Source organism: Bacillus cereus group sp. RP37 (genome assembly GCF_040459695.1).
Classification (GTDB): domain Bacteria; phylum Bacillota; class Bacilli; order Bacillales; family Bacillaceae_G; genus Bacillus_A.
Window position 1 is genome coordinate 2711614 of the sequence record NZ_JARVHP010000001.1, and the last position, 22172, is coordinate 2733785.

Here is a 22172-nt window from a genome sequence, read left to right on the forward strand (position 1 = left end):
AAATGTAGATATTGACTTGTAGAAAAAATTAAATTTATCCACCGAGAAATAACATCCTGAAATGTAGATTTAGGAATGTTATTTTTCGGTGGATATGTGATATTACTTCAAAAATGTGCTGTATCGTATTGTATCATGTAATTTCTCTAAACCAATCAACATATCTTTTTCATTTAACATGGAATAGCTAATCCTTAATTTGTTATTATTTCTTTCGTTATGTAATAGACAAGCTGTTCCTGGTAAAAAAGAGACATCTACTTCATTTGCTTTTTGTAATAAGGTAAAGGGATCTATCGTATCAGGAAGTGTAATCCATAAATTAAAACCACCATTTGGTATTTCAAAGTGTACATCTTTAAGTGGTGATAAAATATCAATAGTTATATCACGTCTAATTTGTAAAGCCGTACGTAATTTTTCTAAATGATTTTTCATACGTTCTGCACGTAAAAAAGGAAGGAGTGCTTTTTGCGTTAATAAAGGACTACCTATATCCATTGAACCTTTTACAGCGTATAACCATTCAAAAATAGGACCTTCGGCAATAAGTGCTGCGATACGTAGTCCCGGTGCTAACGTTTTACTAAATCCTTTTATATATATTACGTGGCCGTTTGTATCAAAATTTTTGATAGGAGAGGGAACAGTAGCATACTCAAAATATATTTCCCCGAAAGAATCATCTTCAATTATAAAAAACTCATATAACTCCGCTAGTTCGATAAGTTCCATTCTTCGTTCCTTACTCATTACTGTACCAGTCGGGTTCTGGAAAGTTGGATTTGTATACAATAATACGGGATTTTTACTTTGACAAATATCATCGATTAAGTCGGAGCGAACTCCATGATTATCAAGAGAAACTGGTATAATTTTAGCACCTTTATTGATGAAAATATCAAGTGCAGCACTGTAACAAGGACTTTCCACTAATACAATATCACCAGGTTTTAATAATGTTTGAGCAATTAAATCAATTCCTTGTTGTGCTCCGCTTGTAATTAATAATTGAGATGGGTCTGTCAGTAATTTCTGGTGTTCTTTTAAGTAATTTGCTATTTCAACTCGCAGTTCATAATCACCCTGAACTGGCCCATAAGTTGCTAGGATCATCTGGTCTTTATCAAGTATTTTATGCATTTCGTCTGCCAAGAATGGATTTGGTAATAAGCGAGGATATAAAATCGCTTGTGAAAAATCGTAATATTTCCGGTGCTGATTCATTGCATATTGAGATCGCATAACATTAATCGTTTTCGTTTGTTGCCATTTAAACGGAATAGGTTTGAAATTTTTCTTTACATGTTTATGTATATAAGCACCTTTCCCTTGCTCAATGCGTATATATTCTTTCTTTTCTAACTGCTTATATGCTTTACGAACAGTTAATAGGCTAATCTGTAAATCTTCGGCCATAGAGCGTAAAGATGGAAGTGCGTCACCATGTGAAAGCATGCCACTTTGTACTCTTTCAACGATTTGCATATATATTTGCTGGTAATACGGTATGTTGGATTCTTTACGAAGGACAATTTTCATGGTTTCACCTTTTTCATTTTTATTTAATTAAAGCGAAAAATATAAAGAGAATCAACTATGATTTTAGGTAACTGTTATATACATATATACACTGTTATACACCGTACCTTCTATACTCATGGTAAGAGTAAAAAGGAGGAAGGAAAATGGTCATTTTCAATTATATTTTAGTATGTATTATATTCGGAACAACATTTTTAACGATAAAAATCGGAATTGAAGCAGGAGCGCCCCCATTATTTTCAGCAGGAATTCGTTTCATTTTAGCAGGCGTAATCCTTATGATTATATTCAAGTTAAAGCGAAAAGAAATTATGCCATATGTATTTTCAAAACGTATCATATATGCTGGATTTTGTTTAACGTTTATGACATTCGCTACATTGTACTGGGCGGAACAATATATCTCTTCAGGATTAGCTGCTGTGCTTTCTGCTACGGGACCGATGATGATTTTGTTATTACAAGCAAAGAGAAATAAGACAAAATTACAAAAGGAGCAACTCGTAGCTTTAATTATTGCACTAACAGGTGTTGTTTTTGTTTCTTTACCAGGAATGCACCAAGAAGTAAGTTTCATATGGAGTATTGCTTGTATTGTTTTAGTTGTAGGAGAGTTATTTTACGGAATAGGCTCTATTCGCTCAAAAGAAATACTTTCGGATTTACAAAGTGTATCACCATTTCTCATTAATGGTATTCAAATGTTTTACGGAGGAGTTTTATTACTAATCGTATCTGTCATAGTAGAACAGCCGAATGTAACTGTATTAGCTTCATGGAGCGTACAGTGGTCTATTTTATATCTCATCTTTATCGGATCAATTGGTGGGCACGGATTATATTATTGGCTCTTATCAAAAACGAATCCTGTATTCCCATCAACGTGGTTATATGTATCACCGTTAATTGCTATTATAGTTGGATACATCATATTAGGAGAACCTTTAAACCCTACAATGGGAATAGGTGCTTGTTTTATTTTGGTTGGTGTATTTTTAGCTAATCGATCCACACTCCGTATGTATTTCAAACAAGGAAGATTATTTGAGAAGGAAATGTAGTTGTATAAAGAAGGAGCCCTGTATAAAACAGGGCTCCTTGAATTTTATTTACGATACGGATTGACTTTATTTATTGGAAAGGCGTAATATTATTAAGCTATATGAAAGAGAACTGTAAAAAGAGGGGAGTTATTATGAAAATAAATTGGACTGAAGTAAAGGAAAAAATCCGACCACAAATTTCAAAACCATCATATGAAACCTGGTTTACTAATACTACTGTTTATTTAGAGGATGATATATTAACAGTTTATTGTCCGAATGAATTTGCACGTGACTGGTTAGAATCTCATTACAAAGAATTAGTATTTCATACATTAAGAGAAATGTTTAATACGACGTTTGAAATTCAGTTTGATCTATGTAATGACGAACCATCTAAGTTGAAAGATGTTCAAAAAGAAAGGCTTAATAGCTGGGATGAAGTAAAGAAAGCATTAAGGCCAAAAGTAGCTGAGAAAACATTTATGACATGGATTAGAAATACAAATGCTACAATAGAAGATAATAAATTAATAATCTTTTGTGAAGATGCTTTTCATCGTGATTTGCTGGAAGGAGAGTATAAAAATATAATTTCAAGTACCGTACAGAAAATTACAAATGAAGAATACCAAATTTGGTTCGAAATAGAATTAAACGCCATTTCTATAGCACAGACTCATCACGTGCAAAATAATCATCGCACTTCCGGACAAGAGGAATCCAGTACAATTTGGAATAAAATAAAAGATAAAATGCAATTAACAATTTCGAGACCATCATATGAAACATGGGTCAAAGAAACGACAGCCAGAATAAATGAAAATTCATTGATCATTTATTTTAAAAATGAATTTCAACAAGAGTGGGTTAAAAAGTCTTATAAAGATTTAATTTCGCAAATAGCGAAAGAAGTAACTGGAAATACATATGAACTTCAATTTGAATTAAAATCAAATACAACCAGTAATGATGAAAAATCAACTATTAAAGATATCACTTCCGAATTAGGGGAGCAGTTCAAAATCTCCGATGATAATTTAAAATATAATGATGTAGACGAGAGCAATAAGCGCATTCAATCCTTAGAAGAAAAAATAATGAACTTGGAAAAAGTGATTGATACATTAGTGGGGAAATTAGAGGTAGTAGAATTAAAAACACAGTTGGAAAAATAACCAACTGTGTTTTTTACTTAATTTGCTTTTTTTATAAAGCCTTTATAATGACGCTTCACAAGCTGACTTTCTAACGTCTTCATCGTTTCAAGTGCTACACCGACGATGATAAGTAAGCTTGTACCACCAATTTGTGCAGAAGGTGGTAATGTAGCAATTTTCGTGAATACGAGCGGTAAAATTGAAATTGTACCTAAGAAAATTGCGCCGATAAATGTTAAACGGTATAAAATTTTAGTTACATATTGTTCTGTTGATTTACCAGGACGAATACCAGGTACATATCCATTTTGCTTTTTCAAATTCTCAGCCATTTGTTCAGGGTTCACTTGAATGAATGCATAGAAGTATGTGAAAGCAACGATAAGACCGACATAAAGCGTCATTCCAATTGGATGTGCGAAATCAAGATTTGCAACTAACCATTGCGATACGCTTGAATCAGGGAAGAGCTGCGCAATTGTACGCGGCGTCATTAAAAATGCGGAAGCAAAGATAACTGGAATTACACCAGCACTATTTACTTTAAGAGGTAAATGAGTGTTTTTTGCTCCTTGATATTGATTGTTTCCTGAAACAGCTTTTGCATATTGAATCGGTATTTTACGCACAGCTTGTTGAATGTAAATAACGCCAACAACTATCGCTAAAATTACGAGACCAATTAAGACCATCTTTATGATGTGCATGAATAATTGATCGCCTGCATTTTGAAATTGTTGCAAATAAATTTGATTCGCAACATTTGGAATCGCCGCAACAAGTCCTGCGAAGATAATCATCGAAATACCATTACCTACTCCGTTAGCGGTAATTTGTTCACCTAACCAAAGTAAAAATGCGGTACCTGCAGTTAAAACTGTCGCAATAAATAAGTATGTAGTCCAGCTTTGATCTGTTATTAATTGTCCACCTGCTATATTATTAAAACCATAAGACATCCCAATGGATTGTATGAATGCGAGAATGATTGTAAAGTATCGAGTAAATTGAGCTGACTTCTTACGGCCCATTTCACCTTGCTTTGCCCATTCCGAAAATTTAGGTATAACGTCCATTTGTAGTAATTGTACTATGATGGAAGCTGTAATATATGGTGTAATACCTACAGCGAAGATCGAGAAGTGTTGCAATGCTCCTCCACCAAATACGTTTAGCATACCTAAAACGTTGGCTTGATCTTGTACTTTTAATACCTCTGCGTTAGTATGAGGAACTGGAATAAACGTGCCAATTCGAAAAACGATTAACATCGCCAATGTAAAAAGGATTTTCCTTCTTATCTCAGCTACTCTCATGAAATTTGAAATCGTACGAAACATTATGTCGCCTCCTATATTTTTATCAGTTCAAAACTGATGATTATATCCCGATGAAGTAACCACAAACCTCCTTCCGCATTAAATTCATTTGACAAATGGAATTTTATACATTTTGTAGTTTTCATGGATATAAAAATATAAGGTGTTTTTTAGCGACCTATAAGCTTTTCGTAATCATTCAATACACATAATATATCGAATAAATTAACAAATGTACATACATACGCATGAAAAATGAATAAATAGGGTGATTTTTTACATTTACTTAATGCTAGATTGATAATTAGGAACGTTTTATGTAGTTGTATTGAAAGGATTCGGTGGAAAGTATTATGGTGTAGCTGTAGCACATGATAACCTCAAGGAAATCTTCAAGGATGTTGAGAAAACTCATATATTTCGTCGTGAATTAGAGAAACTATTAAAGCAAGAAAAGATTTGATTGAAATAGTAGTGAAGGAAAATCTTTTTTCTATAGAGAATATTTCTAACGCAGGAATCTAAGTATATAGGTTCTAATGAAAGGAGAATTCACATGAATATATTTGTAAATGACGAGTTTTATGAAACGAGAAATCAATTATTTGAGGAAATTACTTTGTTAAGTGATGCTCAATTTAATAAAAAACCAGATAAGGATAAATGGAGTATAGCACAAGTTTGTCATCACTTAGTTTTATTAGATGAGAGAGTTATAACGGTTATTTCGTCAGGATTAAAAAAGATGGATAGTTTCCAAAATGAGCGTAAAGAAATTCACACTATTGTATTAGATAGATCGATAAAATTTATAGCACCAGAAATGATTGAACCAAGTATAGAACCATTTGAAGTACTGCAAATGGTTGATTTGTTAAACGACTCTAGAAAAGAATTGATGCGTTTTCTGAGTACAATAGAAGATGAATCTAAATTAGCAAAAAAATCAGTGATGCATCCAGCTCTTGGAGAATTATTTCTTGATCAGTGGATAGAGTTAATCTATTTGCATGAACAGCGTCATATAGAACAAATCAAAGAGATAAAGTTGTTTTGTGAAGTTGAAAAGTAAAAATTATTATCTATTTATTGAGCGATTTAGGATAGCATCAAGGGTTCGAGTGATAAAATGCAAATCCTGATTAAAATTATGATGAACTTAGTTGAAAGCAACCAATGAGCAGAAGAAAATAAGAAACTAGCAGATCTTACTTTTGAAAAGGAAACGAACATTCAAAAAAACTGAATCCGAATTACTGTATAAGTGTAACCTCGTCTTAAATGAAGACGGGGTTATTATTTTTGGAAGTGATCTCAGCATTTTCATTTAGAAGGAAATAAATTAGCAATGAAATCCGAAAATGTAATCAGCATTACACACTATATCTTTAAGTTATAATGATTTCAGGAAATGAGTTATATGTCCATAATTTTGAAAGTACATATACATCTACCGTTGGTTTAGCGCTCTTCACACGTTGGAGGAAGAAGTAAATACTATTCTGCTAGGGGGTATATGCATTTTATTCTCTATATTTTCACAACAGAACCACCTCCAAAATTATCTTTTGTAGTTGAATTTTTCCGAATAATAAGTTACATTTTTAAAGTTCAAGCAACTTTATAGCAGTACAAAAAGGGGAGAAATATTGTTATTATGCAAAAAATGAAATGGAAGAACTATGTATGCTATTTTATTATTCTTATGCTTCTTGTAACAGCAGTAACAGCCAAACCAGCTATTTCTAAGGCTGAGGAATCTGATGTTAATATTACATTGTTAGGTACGGCAGATATTCATGGTAGATTTATGCCTTGGGATTATGCACTTGATGGTGCAAATACGAGTGGAAGTTTAACGCAGCTTTATACGGTTATAAAGAAGGTGCGTCAGGAAAATCCCAATACCATATTAGTAGATGCTGGGGATACAATTCAAGGAAACTCAGTAGAGTTATTCAATGATCAGCCACAATCGCCAATGATGGTAGCGATGAATACAATGGGATATGATGCTTGGGCATTTGGAAATCATGAATTTAACTTTGGATTAGATACATTGAAAAAAGTTAGTGAGCAATATAAGGGCAAGACGTTAGCAGGAAATATTTATAAGGAAAATGGAGAGCGTTTTCTTCCTGCATATACAATTGTTGAAAAAGGTGGAATTAAAGTCGGAATTATTGGTATGAATACACCAATGATTAGTGATTTCGAAAAAGGGACAGATCATTTGGATGGATTGGTAGTGAAAAATCCAGTAGAAGAGACAAAAAAGGCAATTAAAGAATTAGAGGGTAAAGTAGATGTAATGGTAGGGGTTATGCATATGGGACTAGAAAATGAGAATGGAATCCCTGGTACTGGTGTTCAAGATATTGCGAATGCTTGTCCGGAACTAAGTGCTATTTTTGCAGCTCATATGCATAAACTTGTTAAAAAAGAAGTTGTAAATGGCGTTATTATTACAGAACCAGATAAATATGGAACACATATCTCGCGTATTGACCTTACTTTTACAAAGCAAGATGGAGAGCTGGTTTTAAAAGATAAAACTGCTACAGCTATACCTGTAAAAAATACTGATGGAACAACAGTAGTATCTGATCCTACACTTGAAGACACACTGACACCTTTTCACGAGTATGCGAGAGGAGATGCAAATGTTGTAGTCGCTCAATTAAAGGGTAGAAACCTTGTTCCTGAAAATGAAATAAAGGGTATTCCAAGTGTGCAGATTCAAGAGACACCTTTATCAGATTTCTTTCATGAAGTTATGCTCTACTACAGCAAAGCAGATGTAGTCGCCCATCAAATTGATAATGACTATGCCCGTTTGGATGTAGGTCCTATTAAGAAAAAAGATATTGCATATAATTATCAATATGCTTTGGGTGAAATTACGGTATATAAGGTAACTGGGAAAGACTTAAAAGACTATATGGAATGGGCGGCAGGGTATTTTAACTCATCTCGTGCCGGAGATGTAACAGTTAGCTTTGATAAAACCCGTCGTGCTTCTAAATACAGTACGAATGATTTCTTTGGAGGCGTAAAATACGAAATTGACTTAACAAAACCATATGGAAGTAGAATTACAAATTTACGTTCTATTCGTACAAATAAACCAATCAAAACGAACGATGTTATGACGCTGGGAATGAATGCGTATAGAATGGAGGCTCTTCAGGCTAAAGGTGGAGCTTTAGAGGGACGGAAATTTGAACAAATTTGGTCATCTAAACAAGAGAATGCATTCGGAGAAACTGGTGGAACCATTCGTAACCTTGCTATTACATATTTAAAAGAGGTAAAGAACGGTGTATATACGCCAAAAGTTATGCATAATTGGAAAATTATTGGTGTAGATACACATTCTTCAGAGCATAGGGCTGTAGTGGATCTTGTAAATAAAGGGATTTTAGAAATTCCAAAAACTGAAGATGGAAAATATACAAATATAGCATCTATAAATACTAAAGATTCAATTACAAAAGAAGAGATTGTAGCACTCTCGCAAAAAGCTAATATTAATCCAAATCAGTTTAATCATGTAAAAAGAAAAGGTGAATTTTACAAAAAACTTAGTAGGATAATTAAATAAATATAAAATAGATAGCTTTCGTGCAAAAAACTATTAAACTTGGACATACCATTATCCTAAAAAAGTTTGTGATCGGTATGGAAATATAAAGACTCAACGATAAAAAAACCCCTGGATCATTAAACAAATCCGGGGGTTTTTTTATTTAAATAATTATGGTTTTATTTCTTACTATGCATATTTATAATAGCTTTAAAAGAACATACCTTGAGCTAATAACATGCAATAGATGTGTCCTTTACTATATCTAAATGGGAGACAAATTAAAGATATTTTTGACAAAATAAAAAGCCTGAAACTCATATGAGAATCCAGCTATCTCATAATGTTACAATCCATGTAGCTATAGACATACATAACAACATTATATTAAAAAACCAAATTGCAGATGCGCTGCCTCACTAAAGTATTTGTCTACTATATACATCTTAAAACAAAACATGAAATTTCTTTTTCTTGTTTATCAAGGTCATTAGTATTCATTTGGTCCATCTTTATTCTAAATCAACTTCATTTCCGAAATATAAGTTTAAATAAGTAATATAAATTATAAGATGTCCTATAATAATTGTTATTTTAATAGCATTAAACCTGCTCTTAAAATAGTAAAGAGTGGGTTTTTATGTTGTTATTTAGATGTAAGGGTACTTTGATTAGAATGAATATAGATAATTAACAACTAACCAATTGGAGGAGCGCCTAAAAGGGCTCTTTTTTATTGAAATCAATATACATATATGTGTCGTTCTTTCTTTATACCATCGACCACATATATGTAATTTTGCATAATGTTACATAAATTGTGTATTTTCTCTTTTTTTCGACAGAAACAGCAAGTATACTTTGTACAAGCTTTCTATTTCAAAAATTATACGAGGTGAACAAAATGAAAAACAAAAAGACATTAACTAAGGTAGCATTAACAACAGGCTTAGCTTTAACAGCTGTAGCACCATACGGGGTAGGTCATGCAGAGGAAACAGACCAACTACAAATTCAAATTCAAGAGGAATCGTTCCGTTCGGGTGAACTTACACAACCGTCACAAAAGGCACCAGAGAATGTAGTAAAAGATGCTCTTAAGGAGAAAACAGAACAAGCTCTTTCTCCAAAGCAAGTCAATGGAGAAACAGGAGTAGATTATAAGGTACTTCAAAAACGTGGTTCATATGATGGGACTACACTTGTACGTATACAGCAAACATACGAAGGAAAAGAAGTATATGGTCATCAATTAACTGCACACGTAGATGATAACGGTGTTATTAAAAGTGTTTCAGGTGATAGCGCGCAAAATTTAAAACAAGAAGAATTGAAAAAACCTATCAATCTATCAAAAGATAAGGCGAAACAATATATTTATACGAAGTACGGGAACGATATCAATTTTATTTCTGAGCCAGAAGTTAAGGAAGTTATTTTTGTTGATGAAAATAATGGACAAGCAAGTAATGCATACCAGGTTACATTTGAAGCTGCAACACCAAACTATGTTTCCGGAACGTATTTAGTAAATGCACAAAATGGTGATATGTTAAAAAATATGGTACAAGAATCTAACTTAAAAGCAAGTGAAAAACTAGTTGGAGCATTAAAGAAAAGTAAAAAAAGCAATCTTACATCATTAACTGGAACAGGAAAAGATGATTTAGGTATATCACGTACATTTGGTATCTCTAAACAAAGTAATAGCAAATATGCTCTTGCTGATTATACAAGAGGGCAAGGAATTGAAACATATGATGTGAATTATAGAGATATTACTAAAGAAGAAAGCTATTATCCTGGTACATTAGCAACTAGTACTTCGACAACATTTAACGATCCAAAAGCAGTAAGTGCTCATTACTTAGCAACAAAAGTATTTGATTTTTATAAAGATAAATACAATCGTAATAGCTTTGATAATAAGGGACAAAAGGTAGTTTCAGTTGTACATGCTTGGGATTCTGGAGATACGAATGATCCGAAAAATTGGCAGAATGCATTAAGTGCTAATAATGGAAGTATGCTTGTATATGGAGATCCTATCGTCAAAGCATATGACGTAGCTGGACATGAATTTACACATGCTGTTACTTCTAGCGAATCTAATCTTGAATATTACGGTGAATCAGGTGCGATTAATGAAGCGCTATCTGATATTATGGGGACATCTATTGAGAAATACGTAAATAATGGAAGCTTTAACTGGACGATGGGAGAACAAACTGGTTCTGTTTTCCGTGATATGGAAAACCCGGCTTCTGTTCCATCTTCACTTGGAGTACCATATCCAGATGATTACAGTGAATTTAACGATTTTAATGGATGGGATCAAGGTGGCGTTCATTTTAATTCAAGTATTATTAATAAAGTTGCGTATCTCATTGCAAAAGGCGGAACTCATAACGGTGTAACTGTCAAAGGAATTGGTGAAGATAAAATGTTTGATATCTTCTATTATGCAAATACAGATGAGTTAAACATGACTTCTAATTTCAAAGAATTGAGATCAGCATGTATTCGAGTGGCAACTAATAAATATGGTGCGAATGCAGCTGAAGTTCAAGCAGTACAAAAGGCATTTGATGCAGCAAAAATTAAGTAAGTTAGAAATATAGTCATCATTCATATATTAATACATTATGAAAAACAGTTAATGTCCTTTTAAGGATATTAGCTGTTTTTTTACATAACTATGCATTAGTGAAAATAAACTTACTAAGCAATAAATAGGCTGTCTCTCTTCAATAAGTTACTACAAATATATAAGGTTTAAAGTGTATAAAAACAGAAAATTAATAATATATTGACCTCTTTATAGAAAGTACTATAGAATGAAAGCGATAACAAACGGTTGCTTTAAAATGATTTCCCTGATCTTTTAGTATGTACAAATATATGAAGACATAAACAAATCTATTTTTTTAAACATTAATGCAAACGTTTTCGTATTAAAAAGATCATTGAAATACATATGTGAAAATAGCCAATATGGGGGTGAGGTAAACTAGATTTTTAGATCGATTTAAGCAGTGGAATTTAGTACGAGCATAATAAATCGTGCGTACTATTTAAAGAAAGGGTGTATGTGGTGCAAATGATAAAAAGATTAATTAGCAAATCAGTTTTATTACTTACTATAATCGTTATGTTATCATCTGTTTTCTCTTTTCAAAGTGTAAAGGCAGTTTCAAATTCGAAAACAACTGAAGTTATCATTCATTACAAAGAGCAATCTGGAAATACAAAAGACTGGAACCTTTGGATATGGGGTGAAAATGCAAATGGTAAATCATATGAATTTACTGGTGAAGATGAATTTGGAAAGTACGCTAAGATTAATATAGATGGTAACTATAATCGCGTAGGATTTATCATTCGTACAAATGAGTGGGAAAAAGATGGTGGCGATCGTTGGATTGAAAATATAAAGGACGGTCGTGCTGAAGTATGGATTCTTTCTGGTGATGAAAAAGTATATAACTCTAAGCCTTCTTCGGATCTATCAATTCAAAAAGCAACTATTGATAGTTTCAATGAAATTACTGTAACCACTAATATCCCGTTTCATATTAAGGAACGGAAAATTGAAATTGAAGGCATTAAAATTAAGAATATTAGTCCTTATGATATAAACAGTGGAAATATTACTAATAAAGTTAAAATAATTACAGAGCAGAAAATTGATTTAAAACAGACATACAAAGTTAAAATTGAAAACTTAGCTTATACGAATACTGAAATCGGTAAAGTCATTCGTAGTGAGGAGTTTGATAATTTATTTTATTATGGCAGTAACGATTTAGGTAATATATATACACCACAACATACAAAGTTCCGTGTATGGGCTCCTACTGCGAGTGAAGTGAAGTTAGTTACATATAAAAAATGGAACGATAAAATAGGTACTGAAATAAACATGCAACAAGGTGAAAAGGGCACTTGGAAAGCAGAACTTAAAGGGAACCAAAAAGATCTCTTTTATACGTATAAGGTGAAAATTGGTGATAAGTGGACTGAAGCAGTTGATCCGTATGCACGTGCTGCTTCTGTAAATGGAGATAAAGGTGCGGTTGTTGATTTAGAAGAAACAAATCCGAAAAAATGGAACGCTAACAAAAAGCCGAAATTTAAAAATCCGGAAGATGCTATTATTTATGAATTGCATGTACGTGATCTTTCTATCCAGCCTGAAAGCGGCATTAAACATAAAGGAAAATATTTAGGTGTAACAGAAAAAGGAACAAGAGGGCCTGAAGGTGTGAAAACAGGACTTGATCATATGAGAGATCTTGGTGTTACACACGTTCAGCTTTTACCGATATTTGATTATGCTTCAGTAAATGAAGAGAAATTAAACGAACCACAATATAACTGGGGATATGACCCGAAAAATTTCAACGTTCCAGAGGGATCCTATTCTACAAATCCATATGAGCCAACTGTTCGAATAACTGAATTAAAGCAAATGATTCAAACACTGCATGATAATAATCTTCGTGTTGTTATGGATGTAGTCTATAACCATATGTATAATGCTGCTGAATCTAATTTTCATAAGTTAGTTCCAGGTTATTATTATCGTTACAATGAAGACGGAACATTTGCAAATGGCACTGGAGTAGGAAATGATACTGCTTCAGAACGAAAAATGATGAGGAAATTTATGATCGATTCTGTAGCATACTGGGCAAAAGAATACAACTTAGACGGATTCCGTTTTGATTTAATGGGTATTCATGATTATGAAACGATGAATGAAATACGTAAAGCTGTTAATCAAATTGACCCTTCTATTATACTGCATGGAGAAGGTTGGGATTTAAATACACCTCTTGCAGCAGAGTTGAAAGCAAATCAAAAGAATGCAGAAAAAATGAAAGGGATTGCCCATTTTAACGATAATATACGTGATGGATTGAAAGGTAGTGTATTTGAGGAGAAGGAAAATGGATTTGTAAATGGAAAGGAAAACATGGAAGACCGTATTAAAAAAGGCATTACAGCAGGCATTGACTACGATACAAATTCGTCTACTTATCAAGATCCGGAGCAGGTACTAACTTATGTGGAAGCACATGATAATCATACATTATGGGATAAACTTGAGTTGACTAATCCAGGTGACAGTGAAGAAGTAAGAAAACAAATGCATAAATTGTCTTCTTCTATTTTATTAACATCACAAGGTATTCCATTCTTACATGCAGGACAAGAGTTTATGCGCACGAAATATGGTGATCATAATAGTTACAAATCTCCTGATTCAATTAACCAGATGGACTGGTTGCGACGTGCAGCATTTAATAATGAAGTAGATTATATGAAGGGCTTAATAGAATTACGCAAAAAGTATTCAGCTTTTCGAATGACATCTGTAGAACAAATTAGAAAACAGGTATCGTTTATTGATGCTCCCAAAAATGTTGTGACTTATTCAATAGACGGAAAGGGCAATGGGAATAAAAACGAAAACTTTATGGTGGCTCACAATGCGAATAGAGAAGCCGTTGACATAACGCTTCCATCGAAAGGTCCTTGGAAAGTACTAGTAGATGGTAAACAGGCAGGTAGTAAAACACTTTACGTTGTCCATGACAATAAAATTAAAGTTCCTGCATTAAGTTCATTTGTTTTAAAAACAGAGAAACCGATCAAATAAATGCCAAAAGCAGAGTGAAGGTTGTTTTCACTTTGTTTTTAAAGTTAAAATAATATAATTTCACATACTGTAATTATATTACAATTTAATAAACAAAAAGAGAAGAACTCACCAAGGTTCTTCTCTTTTTTATGTGTAATAAAGGTTTCCATCATTGTAGATATAAGAGTTTTGAAATAGCGAAAGGCAAGACGATGAACCTATTTACAAAATTACGAGAAAATGACAAAACTGTAAGAATGCACGAATGTTTGTAAGAAAGTTCGATGTTTTCCTTTTTCTTTTTTTATTAAAGTAAAAAAGAAGAAAGCGATGTCATAAAAGGTTGATATTTTTAGATGCGTACAATAACCAAAACTATTCATGTAATGAAAGTATATGGCAATCAGTAAAACACTTTACTAAAAAGGAGGGATTTGAAATGTCTTTTTCTCAATTCAATATTGATATTTTTCGAGCAATTAATGATTTAGGTAAACAATATTCATTCCTAAACTCAACCATGGTATTTTTGGCAGAATATATGGTATATATTTTAGCTTTAATTATTTTAGCTTATTGGTTTACTGGGGCTAGAAAAAGTAGGGTGATGGTTATTCAAGCGATGATTGCTTTTGTGATTGCTGAGGTGACCGGAAAAATAGCAGGGAAATTTCATCTGAATTATCAACCGTTTGCAGCATTGCCTGATGTTAATAAACTTATCGACCATACTGTAGATAATTCATTTCCTAGTGACCATACAATTCTCTTTTTTTCGATTTGTTTTTCGTTTTGGCTTGTTCGTAAAAAAACTGGATGGTTATGGCTTATACTTGCATTTTGTGTAGCGATTTCTCGTATTTGGGTAGGGGTTCATTATCCTTTTGATGTTGCAGTAGGGGCTTTAATAGGATGTATTTCAGCGGTATTTTCGTATTGGTTAGTACTGAAATTATCTTTTATTAGGCAATTACTTACTCAATATGAAAGAGTAGAAAAACATGTTTTACCATCCAAAAACAAATCAAAGGGATTGTGAGTATACAAGTATGTGAGTCTTTTGTATTAACAAATGGCATTACTTTAAATCGTCTTGGAGGTCATTTTAAAGGCGGAACAGTTTTACACTGGAAAGGTGGAAATCATATTAAAAGTATTTTGTAAACAAGTGATATCATTTAAGTGGTTGCCGACTGTCATTAGGTTAGTTTTCATGTACAGTTATCCAAACCTGATTCCACTTCTTGCTAGTAAAGTAAGAGAGATTATAATGTTTTTCATCGAGTCGTGTCAGAGCATGCTAACCTTGCTGTTCAGAAGTTAGCAGATCGATACATAAAAGCACTGCAGGGAGCACTTTTTAACACATGAGATGTTTCAATATTACTTGTAGACATCCTTAAGAAATTAAAATTAATAGATAAGTTTAGAGCATGTTATTATCATCTTTTTAATACATGCTCTTTTTATTTAATTACTGACACTTACAAGTCATCAACAATCTTTATGTTGAAAAATCTTAGCGTACGAAATTCGCGTTTTGTTGGTACTACCCCATGCCCATCAACTTAAGAATTTAGAATTCCCCCCAAAAACGAAATTCCGTTACAAGTTATCACAAAATTTCGTTTTTAGGGTAGTTTTATTTTCTTAGCTTGATTTCGATGAGCGTTACCCCATAAAGGCCCCTGATACATAATTGATGTTCTGCCATTTGTAGAAAACAATCCACTTATACCATTTTAACAAGAAGAAATATCTCGTCCATGTTGTAATATTGGTTTACGTTAAGCTTGTGAAAAAATCATATTCATGTATAATACAATTGATGTATGATACAATAGTTGTAGGAGGGTGACCTTTTTGAAAAGAGAAGATGCCTTAAAACTAAGAACAGATATTAAGAAAATGATTATAATAACTGGGGTTTTTGAATCTCAAAATTTGCCCAATGGACCATTTGAAAAACCTTTACCAACTTCTCAAATGATGGCGTTAGAGGAACTAGAGGTGGAAAAATTAACTGTTTGGCAACTATCCAATAAACTTAGATTAGAGACTTCAACTGTAAGTAGATTGGTAGATAAGTTAGTAAAAAAGGGGCTTGTTTATCGTGAAGTAAATGAAAAAAATAGAAGAGAACTTTTTCTGCACCTCACAGAAAAAGGTCACATAACTGTTAATTGCTTAAGAGAGCAATCCATTACATTTTATCAAAGTATTCTCAATAATTTATCAGAATCAGAACAAAAAATAGTTGTGGATGGTTTTGAATTATTTATTGATTCTATTTCTAAGCCTTTTGATTAGAGTGAGGTAAATCATAACATTTGGAGGATAAAATGAGTTTGCATTTTGAACGTCCTATTATTGAATTAAAAGAGAAATTTGATGAATTAAAGAAAATTATGGAAGAAAATAATGTAGATTTATCGTCAGAAATTCATGAATTAGAAAAACGTTTAAATAAAATGCAAGATAAAATTTATTCTAATATTACACCTTTTCAACGAGTTCAAATTGCAAGGCTACGTAACCGACCCACGACATTGGACTATATACCTTTATTGTTTACAAACTTTCTCGAACTTCATGGTGATCGATTATATGGTGATGATAAAGCAATGATAGGTGGTATTGCAAAATTTAAAGCGATGCCCGTTACGGTTATTGGTCATCAAAGAGGTAGAAATACAAAGGAAAATATAGAAAGAAATTTTGGAATGGCACATCCAGAAGGTTATAGAAAAGCGCTAAGACTTATGAAACAAGCTGATAAATTTAATCGCCCTATTATTACATTTATTGATACAATAGGCGCCTATCCAGGGAAAGGGTCTGAAGAACGTGGAATTTCTGAAGCGATAGCTCGAAATCTATTTGAAATGGCTACACTTAAAGTGCCAATTGTTTGTATTGTAATTGGAGAGGCATCAAGTGGTGGAGCTCTTGGCATTAGTGTCGGTAACCATATCCATATGTTAGAGTATTCATGGTACTCGGTAATTTCGCCAGAAGGAGCAGCATCTATCCTATGGAAGGACGCTAAGTATGCTCCAGAAGCTGCTGAACATATGAAAATTTCAGCAAAAGATTTAAAACATTTAGGAATTATTGATGAAATCATTCCTGAAATTAAAGGTGGAGCACAAAATGATATAAAATCACAGGCAAAAATGATTGAATCTGTAATCGAATCATCTCTAAAAAAATTGATACTATTATCCTCGGAAGAGCTTATACAACAGCGATATGAAAAGTATAGACAAATAGAGAATTATAAATGAAAATATTTAAAGTCCGTATTACATTTCGGAGGATTCTCGCAAAAAAATTCTAAATATTTTGTAAGTAACCTCTTAAACTGGGATATGCTGATACTATTACTCTACAAAAGATGTGTGATCGGTATGGAAAAGGAAAATTTGTTCAAATGGAAGCATTATCAGCAAGGTATTATTTTGTTAACTGTACGTTGGTACGGTACAACTTAATTTTTCGTGATTTAGTAGAAATGATGAGGAACCAGGATTATCCTACCATTATGCTAGAAATATATATGTTATATTTTCTTTTCCACTACCTTTGCACCAGAACCAAAAAATACGCTATTCTTTCTGTAGAATCATAGGAAAGGATGGCGTTTTTGTATGTATCTATCAATTTCTGACGAATTACAATTATTTGCTGAAGAATTATATGAACATCTTACCCCTTCATTTTTGGAAAATCTCGCTAGAGAGCTAGGTTTTGTAAAACGAAAACGTAAATTTTCAGAGTATGATTTAGCAACTATATGTGTCTGGATTAGTCAACGAGTAGCGAGTGATTCATTAGTCCGATTGTGTAGTCAGCTACATGCATCAACAGGAACTCTTATGTGTCCTGAAGGACTAAATAAGCGCTTTAATAAAAAGGCAGTGTTCTTTTTGAAACATATTTTCTCCACATTATTAAAAAATAAAGTTTGTGGAGGTACACCTTTGAAAATGACGTGATTTCTATGAGAATCATTAACAATCCCCATATAGATATTTAAATAGGCTCTCTATATTTAACGTATAAAAATTATACATTAAATATATTTTTTATGTTACATACATTAATTTAAGCTTAATCTCTCTTTTTTTATAAGTTCCTTAAACGGACTAACTTCTTACCAATCTTCAAAAACGCTTACGTTTTTAAATTTGTGTTCTAGTTTTTCTTCAACAGATAAATACATAACTACACATAAACTCCTTATATCTCTAGATAAACTACCGATTAGCTCCATATAGACTCTAGATAACCTATATAGAATACAAGTTATCAAGGAGGTAACAGAAAATGAATTTTATGAAACGAGCAATTCTCAGTATGAAAAAAAGGATAGGAACATCATTAATTTTGATAGCAGTTTTTCTGATTGTTACAAATTTGGTTCTTTCAGGGTTCACAATCCAAAATGCATCAAAAAAAGCAGCGGATGCTGCAAGAAAAAAACTAGGTGCAGATGTTACTTTAGGTCTTGATTTCGATAAATTAGGTCAACAAGCTCGTGAAACTGGAGAGATGCCTAATCCACCGAAGCTTAACACAAAAGAAGCAGATCAATTAGCGAAATCAAAATATGTAAAAGACTATAATTACATAGGCAATACTTTCGGAATTTCTGATGGGCTTAAACTAGTAGGAGCTTCAGAAGGAGAAGATGAAGGAAAAGGTAAAGTGGGAATGGCGGCTGTACGAGGCGGTTCAGGCTCTGGTACAGAAATAGATATGAATGCTTCTTTTATGATTGAGGGAGTTCGCAAGACAGCTTTACAAGAAAGCTTTAAAAACGGAAAAAGTAAAATCATTGATGGAAAACCAATTACAGAACAGATGAAAGATCAGAATGTAGCTTTAATGGAAAAACGATTAGCGGAATTAAACAATTTGAAAGTAGGAGACAAAGTTAAAGTGCAATCAGGGGATAAAAAGGAAACCCTTGAGGTTGAAATTATCGGTATTTACGAAACGAATGAGCAAGCAATGGGTCAACAGGCCCCTCCTATAATGGATCCAGCTAATAAACTATATATGCCGCATTCAACTATGAAAAAATTAGAAGTAGATCAAGGTATAAGTAGTGTTCAAGTCGTGTATTTCTTGAATGATCCACAATACATTGATGCATTTAAAAAAGAAGCAAAAAAATCTAATATTGATTTTACTTATTATAAATTAGATGCACATGATTCATTGTACAAACAAATGATTGGTCCTATCGAGAATATCTCTTCGACTTCTCAAATGATTATTTATATTGTATCGATTGCTGGTGCGATTATTTTAGGATTAATCATTATGCTATCAATTAAAGGACGTCGTAAAGAAATGGGGATTCTGTTATCTATTGGAGAGAAAAAGTGGAAACTGATGGCGCAGTTCGTAATAGAAGTAATATGTGTCGCTATTTTAGCATTTGGATTATCCGTAACAACTGGAGCTAAAGTTTCTCAATATATCGGGGATCATTTACTTTCGAGTGAAATTGCTGCAGCGAGCGAAGAAACAGACACTACGCGAAATGGTACTGTAATGATGTCTGGACCTGGTGGTACTTTACAAAACCAAAAAGAAGATCCAATTGATAAAATTGATGTAAGTATAACAGGAGAAGATGTAGGAAAAATGGGGGGAATTGGACTAGCTATTGCTATAATAGCAACGCTTCTTCCGGCATTATCTATTCTACGTTTAAATCCAAAACAAATTCTTTTAAAAGATGAATAAGGAGGCTTAATATGGAAACGATTTTACAATTTAAAAACTTGGATTATTATTATGAAAGTAATGGGAAAAATGTAGCGATACTAGATAATGTTAACTTTTCTTTTCAAAAAGGTCATTTTTATACAATTTTAGGACCATCCGGATCTGGAAAAACCACAACTCTAAGCTTAGGTTGTGGACTGGATGTCCCTAAAAATGGTTATGTACTGTATAATGGGAAAGATATTCGAAAAATTGGTTTGGATCGATACCGTAATCAAAATGTATCTGTAATTTTCCAATCTTATAATTTGATTACCTATATGACTGCTCTTCAAAATGTCCTAACAGCAATGGAAATTACAGGTGTCAAAGTGAAAAATAAGACGGTAAGGGCATTAGAATTATTAGAGAAAGTGGGACTCACAGAAATAGAAGCGAAACGAAACGTCTTGCAACTAAGTGGTGGGCAACAACAACGTGTAGCAATTGCTCGAGCGTTATCTTGTAATGTTGATTTACTTATTGCGGATGAGCCAACAGGAAACCTCGACGAAGAAACGGCCATGGATATAATAGAACTGTTTCAAGAACTTGCACATAAAGAAAATAAATGTATTATTGTTGTGACGCATTCACAGGAAGTTGCTAGAAAATCAGATCGTGCAGTGTATTTAAGTAATAAGAAGTTGGTCGTAAACGAAATCTAATATAAACATCGTAGTTTTTCAATTCACATAATTTTCGAAATTCATCACTTTCAAAAGCTTATATTTGATTTATAATAAAACCAAGCCATAATCAAAATGGTCTCCCTGTATTGAATGTTAAGATAGTTTGATGTTTCCTTTTTAACAATATTTGAAAAAGAACTTGTAGGATATTCTACAGGTTCTTTTTATTATAATTGGTTACTTATATCATGGGGTAATTACACATAAAAAACGGGACATTACCTAGATATATGATCTAAATAATATCCCGTTTAATTATTTATCTACATAGTTATTGAAGAATTAAACCTACTATCATAAATAAACTAAATACTATCATCCAACCAAACGCACAATAGCCGAAAATTCTAATCCATTTAGGTAATTGATTCATGTTAACTTTATTTGAGGGAACTCCTTGCATAGAAAACATCATTTTTTGATCTCTATCCCTATTATTTTGTTGTTCATACATAGCGTCATCACCTTTCCTGAACTATAGTGTTTATAGTATACGAGCCTGAAGAAAATTATGTACAGAATAGAAGGGGATAGCTTACATCTTATGTGGTGAATTTTATAAATAAAGACGTTTAATTAGTCATGGCTCTAAGCACTAATCCTTTATAAATACTGAAAAAGAGCCCTACTTAAATAGGACTCTTTTTCTTCAAGTATTAACTTGCTGGATGTGCATCAGAACCAAGATAACGTTCTTTTAGAATTTGAACATGATGAAGCTCATGGCCAGCAATGATGTATGCTAATGCACGTACTGTAACTTCAGAATTGTTCGCATTTCCTCTTTGTAACCAAGCTTCTTTATCTAAGATTCTAAGTAAATACAGGGTAGATTGGCGAACAACTATTAAATTCTCAAGAAGAACTTGCATAGATTGCTTATCAAAAGCAGCTCTAAGAACATACATATCATCGTTATAGCCTGGAAGTTCTGCTGTCTCGCCTCGAGCAATAGATAGCAATCGATATGCCATAATTCGTTCTGTATCCGCTATATGACCGAGTACTTCTTTTATACTCCATTTAGTAGGACCATACCGAAAAAGTCCCTCACTATCAGAAATTCCCTTTAATAAAAGATTCGTTTTCTTCATTTGTTGTTCTAAAATATGTATGATATTTCCGTCTGATACCAAGTTAATATACGTTGCATAATAGGAGTTATATTCACTTATCTTTGGTCTTATTTGCATACGAATCATCCTTTATGTTTTATGTTTAATCTTTACATATAGCTTATCATAAAAGAATTCCAAATTAATCTGAAAGTTTGATTTCACATTAAATAGAAACAACAATGAATTTGCAATGCGTATGTGTAAACACCTAAATTAATTTGATATAAAAATAGAGCCCCATATGAATAGGACCCTATTTCTCATTTTCTCTATACAGCTAA

The 22172-nt window shown here is 32.7% G+C and carries 15 protein-coding genes and 2 pseudogenes; 13 read left to right on the plus strand and 4 right to left on the minus strand.

All coding sequences use genetic code 11. The annotated features are described in order from the left end of the window. Nucleotides 1-102: 102 nt before the first annotated feature. On the minus strand, nucleotides 103-1542 hold the full coding sequence (gene pdxR, locus QCI44_RS14505; RefSeq protein WP_016134656.1) for a MocR-like pyridoxine biosynthesis transcription factor PdxR: 1440 nt from the start codon (nucleotides 1540-1542) through the stop codon (nucleotides 103-105). A 146-nt stretch (nucleotides 1543-1688) separates the two neighbouring features. Between pdxR and QCI44_RS14510 the strand changes: the two genes are divergently transcribed. Further along, nucleotides 1689-2606 carry a DMT family transporter gene (locus QCI44_RS14510; RefSeq protein ID WP_088083798.1) on the plus strand — a complete coding sequence of 306 codons (918 nt, stop codon included), beginning with the start codon at nucleotides 1689-1691 and terminating at the stop codon, nucleotides 2604-2606. A gap of 134 nt (nucleotides 2607-2740) precedes the next feature. After that, nucleotides 2741-3766, plus strand: a complete 1026-nt coding sequence (locus QCI44_RS14515; RefSeq protein WP_016134654.1) for a DnaA N-terminal domain-containing protein — start codon at nucleotides 2741-2743, stop codon at nucleotides 3764-3766. A 17-nt stretch (nucleotides 3767-3783) separates the two neighbouring features. Here the strand turns inward: QCI44_RS14515 and secY are convergent, their stop codons facing one another. Then, the gene (gene secY, locus QCI44_RS14520; RefSeq protein WP_353811232.1) at nucleotides 3784-5088 is read right to left on the minus strand and encodes a preprotein translocase subunit SecY; all 1305 of its coding nucleotides are present in this window, start codon (nucleotides 5086-5088) and stop codon (nucleotides 3784-3786) included. Nucleotides 5089-5623: 535 nt separating this feature from the next. Between secY and QCI44_RS14525 the strand changes: the two genes are divergently transcribed. From QCI44_RS14525 to QCI44_RS14580, 11 genes and pseudogenes are all read left to right on the plus strand, one after another. Then, the gene (locus tag QCI44_RS14525) at nucleotides 5624-6139 is read left to right on the plus strand and encodes a DinB family protein (protein ID WP_116363421.1); all 516 of its coding nucleotides are present in this window, start codon (nucleotides 5624-5626) and stop codon (nucleotides 6137-6139) included. 585 nt (nucleotides 6140-6724) lie between these two features. After that, a complete protein-coding gene (locus QCI44_RS14530; RefSeq protein WP_016134652.1) occupies nucleotides 6725-8671 on the plus strand; it encodes a bifunctional metallophosphatase/5'-nucleotidase in 1947 nt (648 codons plus the stop codon). A gap of 886 nt (nucleotides 8672-9557) precedes the next feature. After that, nucleotides 9558-11261 carry a M4 family metallopeptidase gene (locus tag QCI44_RS14535; protein ID WP_016134651.1) on the plus strand — a complete coding sequence of 568 codons (1704 nt, stop codon included), beginning with the start codon at nucleotides 9558-9560 and terminating at the stop codon, nucleotides 11259-11261. Nucleotides 11262-11747: 486 nt separating this feature from the next. After that, nucleotides 11748-14318, plus strand: a complete 2571-nt coding sequence (gene pulA, locus QCI44_RS14540; protein WP_353811233.1) for a type I pullulanase — start codon at nucleotides 11748-11750, stop codon at nucleotides 14316-14318. Between the two features lie 421 nt (nucleotides 14319-14739). After that, complete coding sequence (locus tag QCI44_RS14545) at nucleotides 14740-15339, plus strand: undecaprenyl-diphosphatase (protein WP_353811234.1); 600 nt, start codon at nucleotides 14740-14742, stop codon at nucleotides 15337-15339. A gap of 824 nt (nucleotides 15340-16163) precedes the next feature. Beyond that, the gene (locus tag QCI44_RS14555; RefSeq protein ID WP_002095873.1) at nucleotides 16164-16610 is read left to right on the plus strand and encodes a MarR family winged helix-turn-helix transcriptional regulator; all 447 of its coding nucleotides are present in this window, start codon (nucleotides 16164-16166) and stop codon (nucleotides 16608-16610) included. 32 nt (nucleotides 16611-16642) lie between these two features. Further along, a complete protein-coding gene (locus QCI44_RS14560) occupies nucleotides 16643-17587 on the plus strand; it encodes an acetyl-CoA carboxylase carboxyltransferase subunit alpha (protein ID WP_353811235.1) in 945 nt (314 codons plus the stop codon). A 123-nt stretch (nucleotides 17588-17710) separates the two neighbouring features. Continuing rightward, nucleotides 17711-17829: pseudogene (locus QCI44_RS14565) on the plus strand (IS6 family transposase); the annotation flags it as partial. Nucleotides 17830-17950: 121 nt separating this feature from the next. After that, nucleotides 17951-18271: pseudogene (locus tag QCI44_RS14570) on the plus strand (IS4 family transposase); the annotation flags it as partial. Between the two features lie 358 nt (nucleotides 18272-18629). After that, on the plus strand, nucleotides 18630-20060 hold the full coding sequence (locus tag QCI44_RS14575; RefSeq protein ID WP_353811236.1) for an ABC transporter permease: 1431 nt from the start codon (nucleotides 18630-18632) through the stop codon (nucleotides 20058-20060). An 11-nt stretch (nucleotides 20061-20071) separates the two neighbouring features. Next, complete coding sequence (locus tag QCI44_RS14580) at nucleotides 20072-20749, plus strand: ABC transporter ATP-binding protein (RefSeq protein WP_000447848.1); 678 nt, start codon at nucleotides 20072-20074, stop codon at nucleotides 20747-20749. Between the two features lie 295 nt (nucleotides 20750-21044). Here the strand turns inward: QCI44_RS14580 and QCI44_RS14585 are convergent, their stop codons facing one another. Further along, nucleotides 21045-21227, minus strand: coding sequence for a hypothetical protein (locus QCI44_RS14585; RefSeq protein WP_064057166.1), 183 nt, complete (start codon nucleotides 21225-21227; stop codon nucleotides 21045-21047). Nucleotides 21228-21429: 202 nt separating this feature from the next. After that, nucleotides 21430-21966 carry a DinB family protein gene (locus tag QCI44_RS14590; RefSeq protein WP_001167123.1) on the minus strand — a complete coding sequence of 179 codons (537 nt, stop codon included), beginning with the start codon at nucleotides 21964-21966 and terminating at the stop codon, nucleotides 21430-21432. Between the last annotated feature and the right edge of the window lie 206 nt (nucleotides 21967-22172).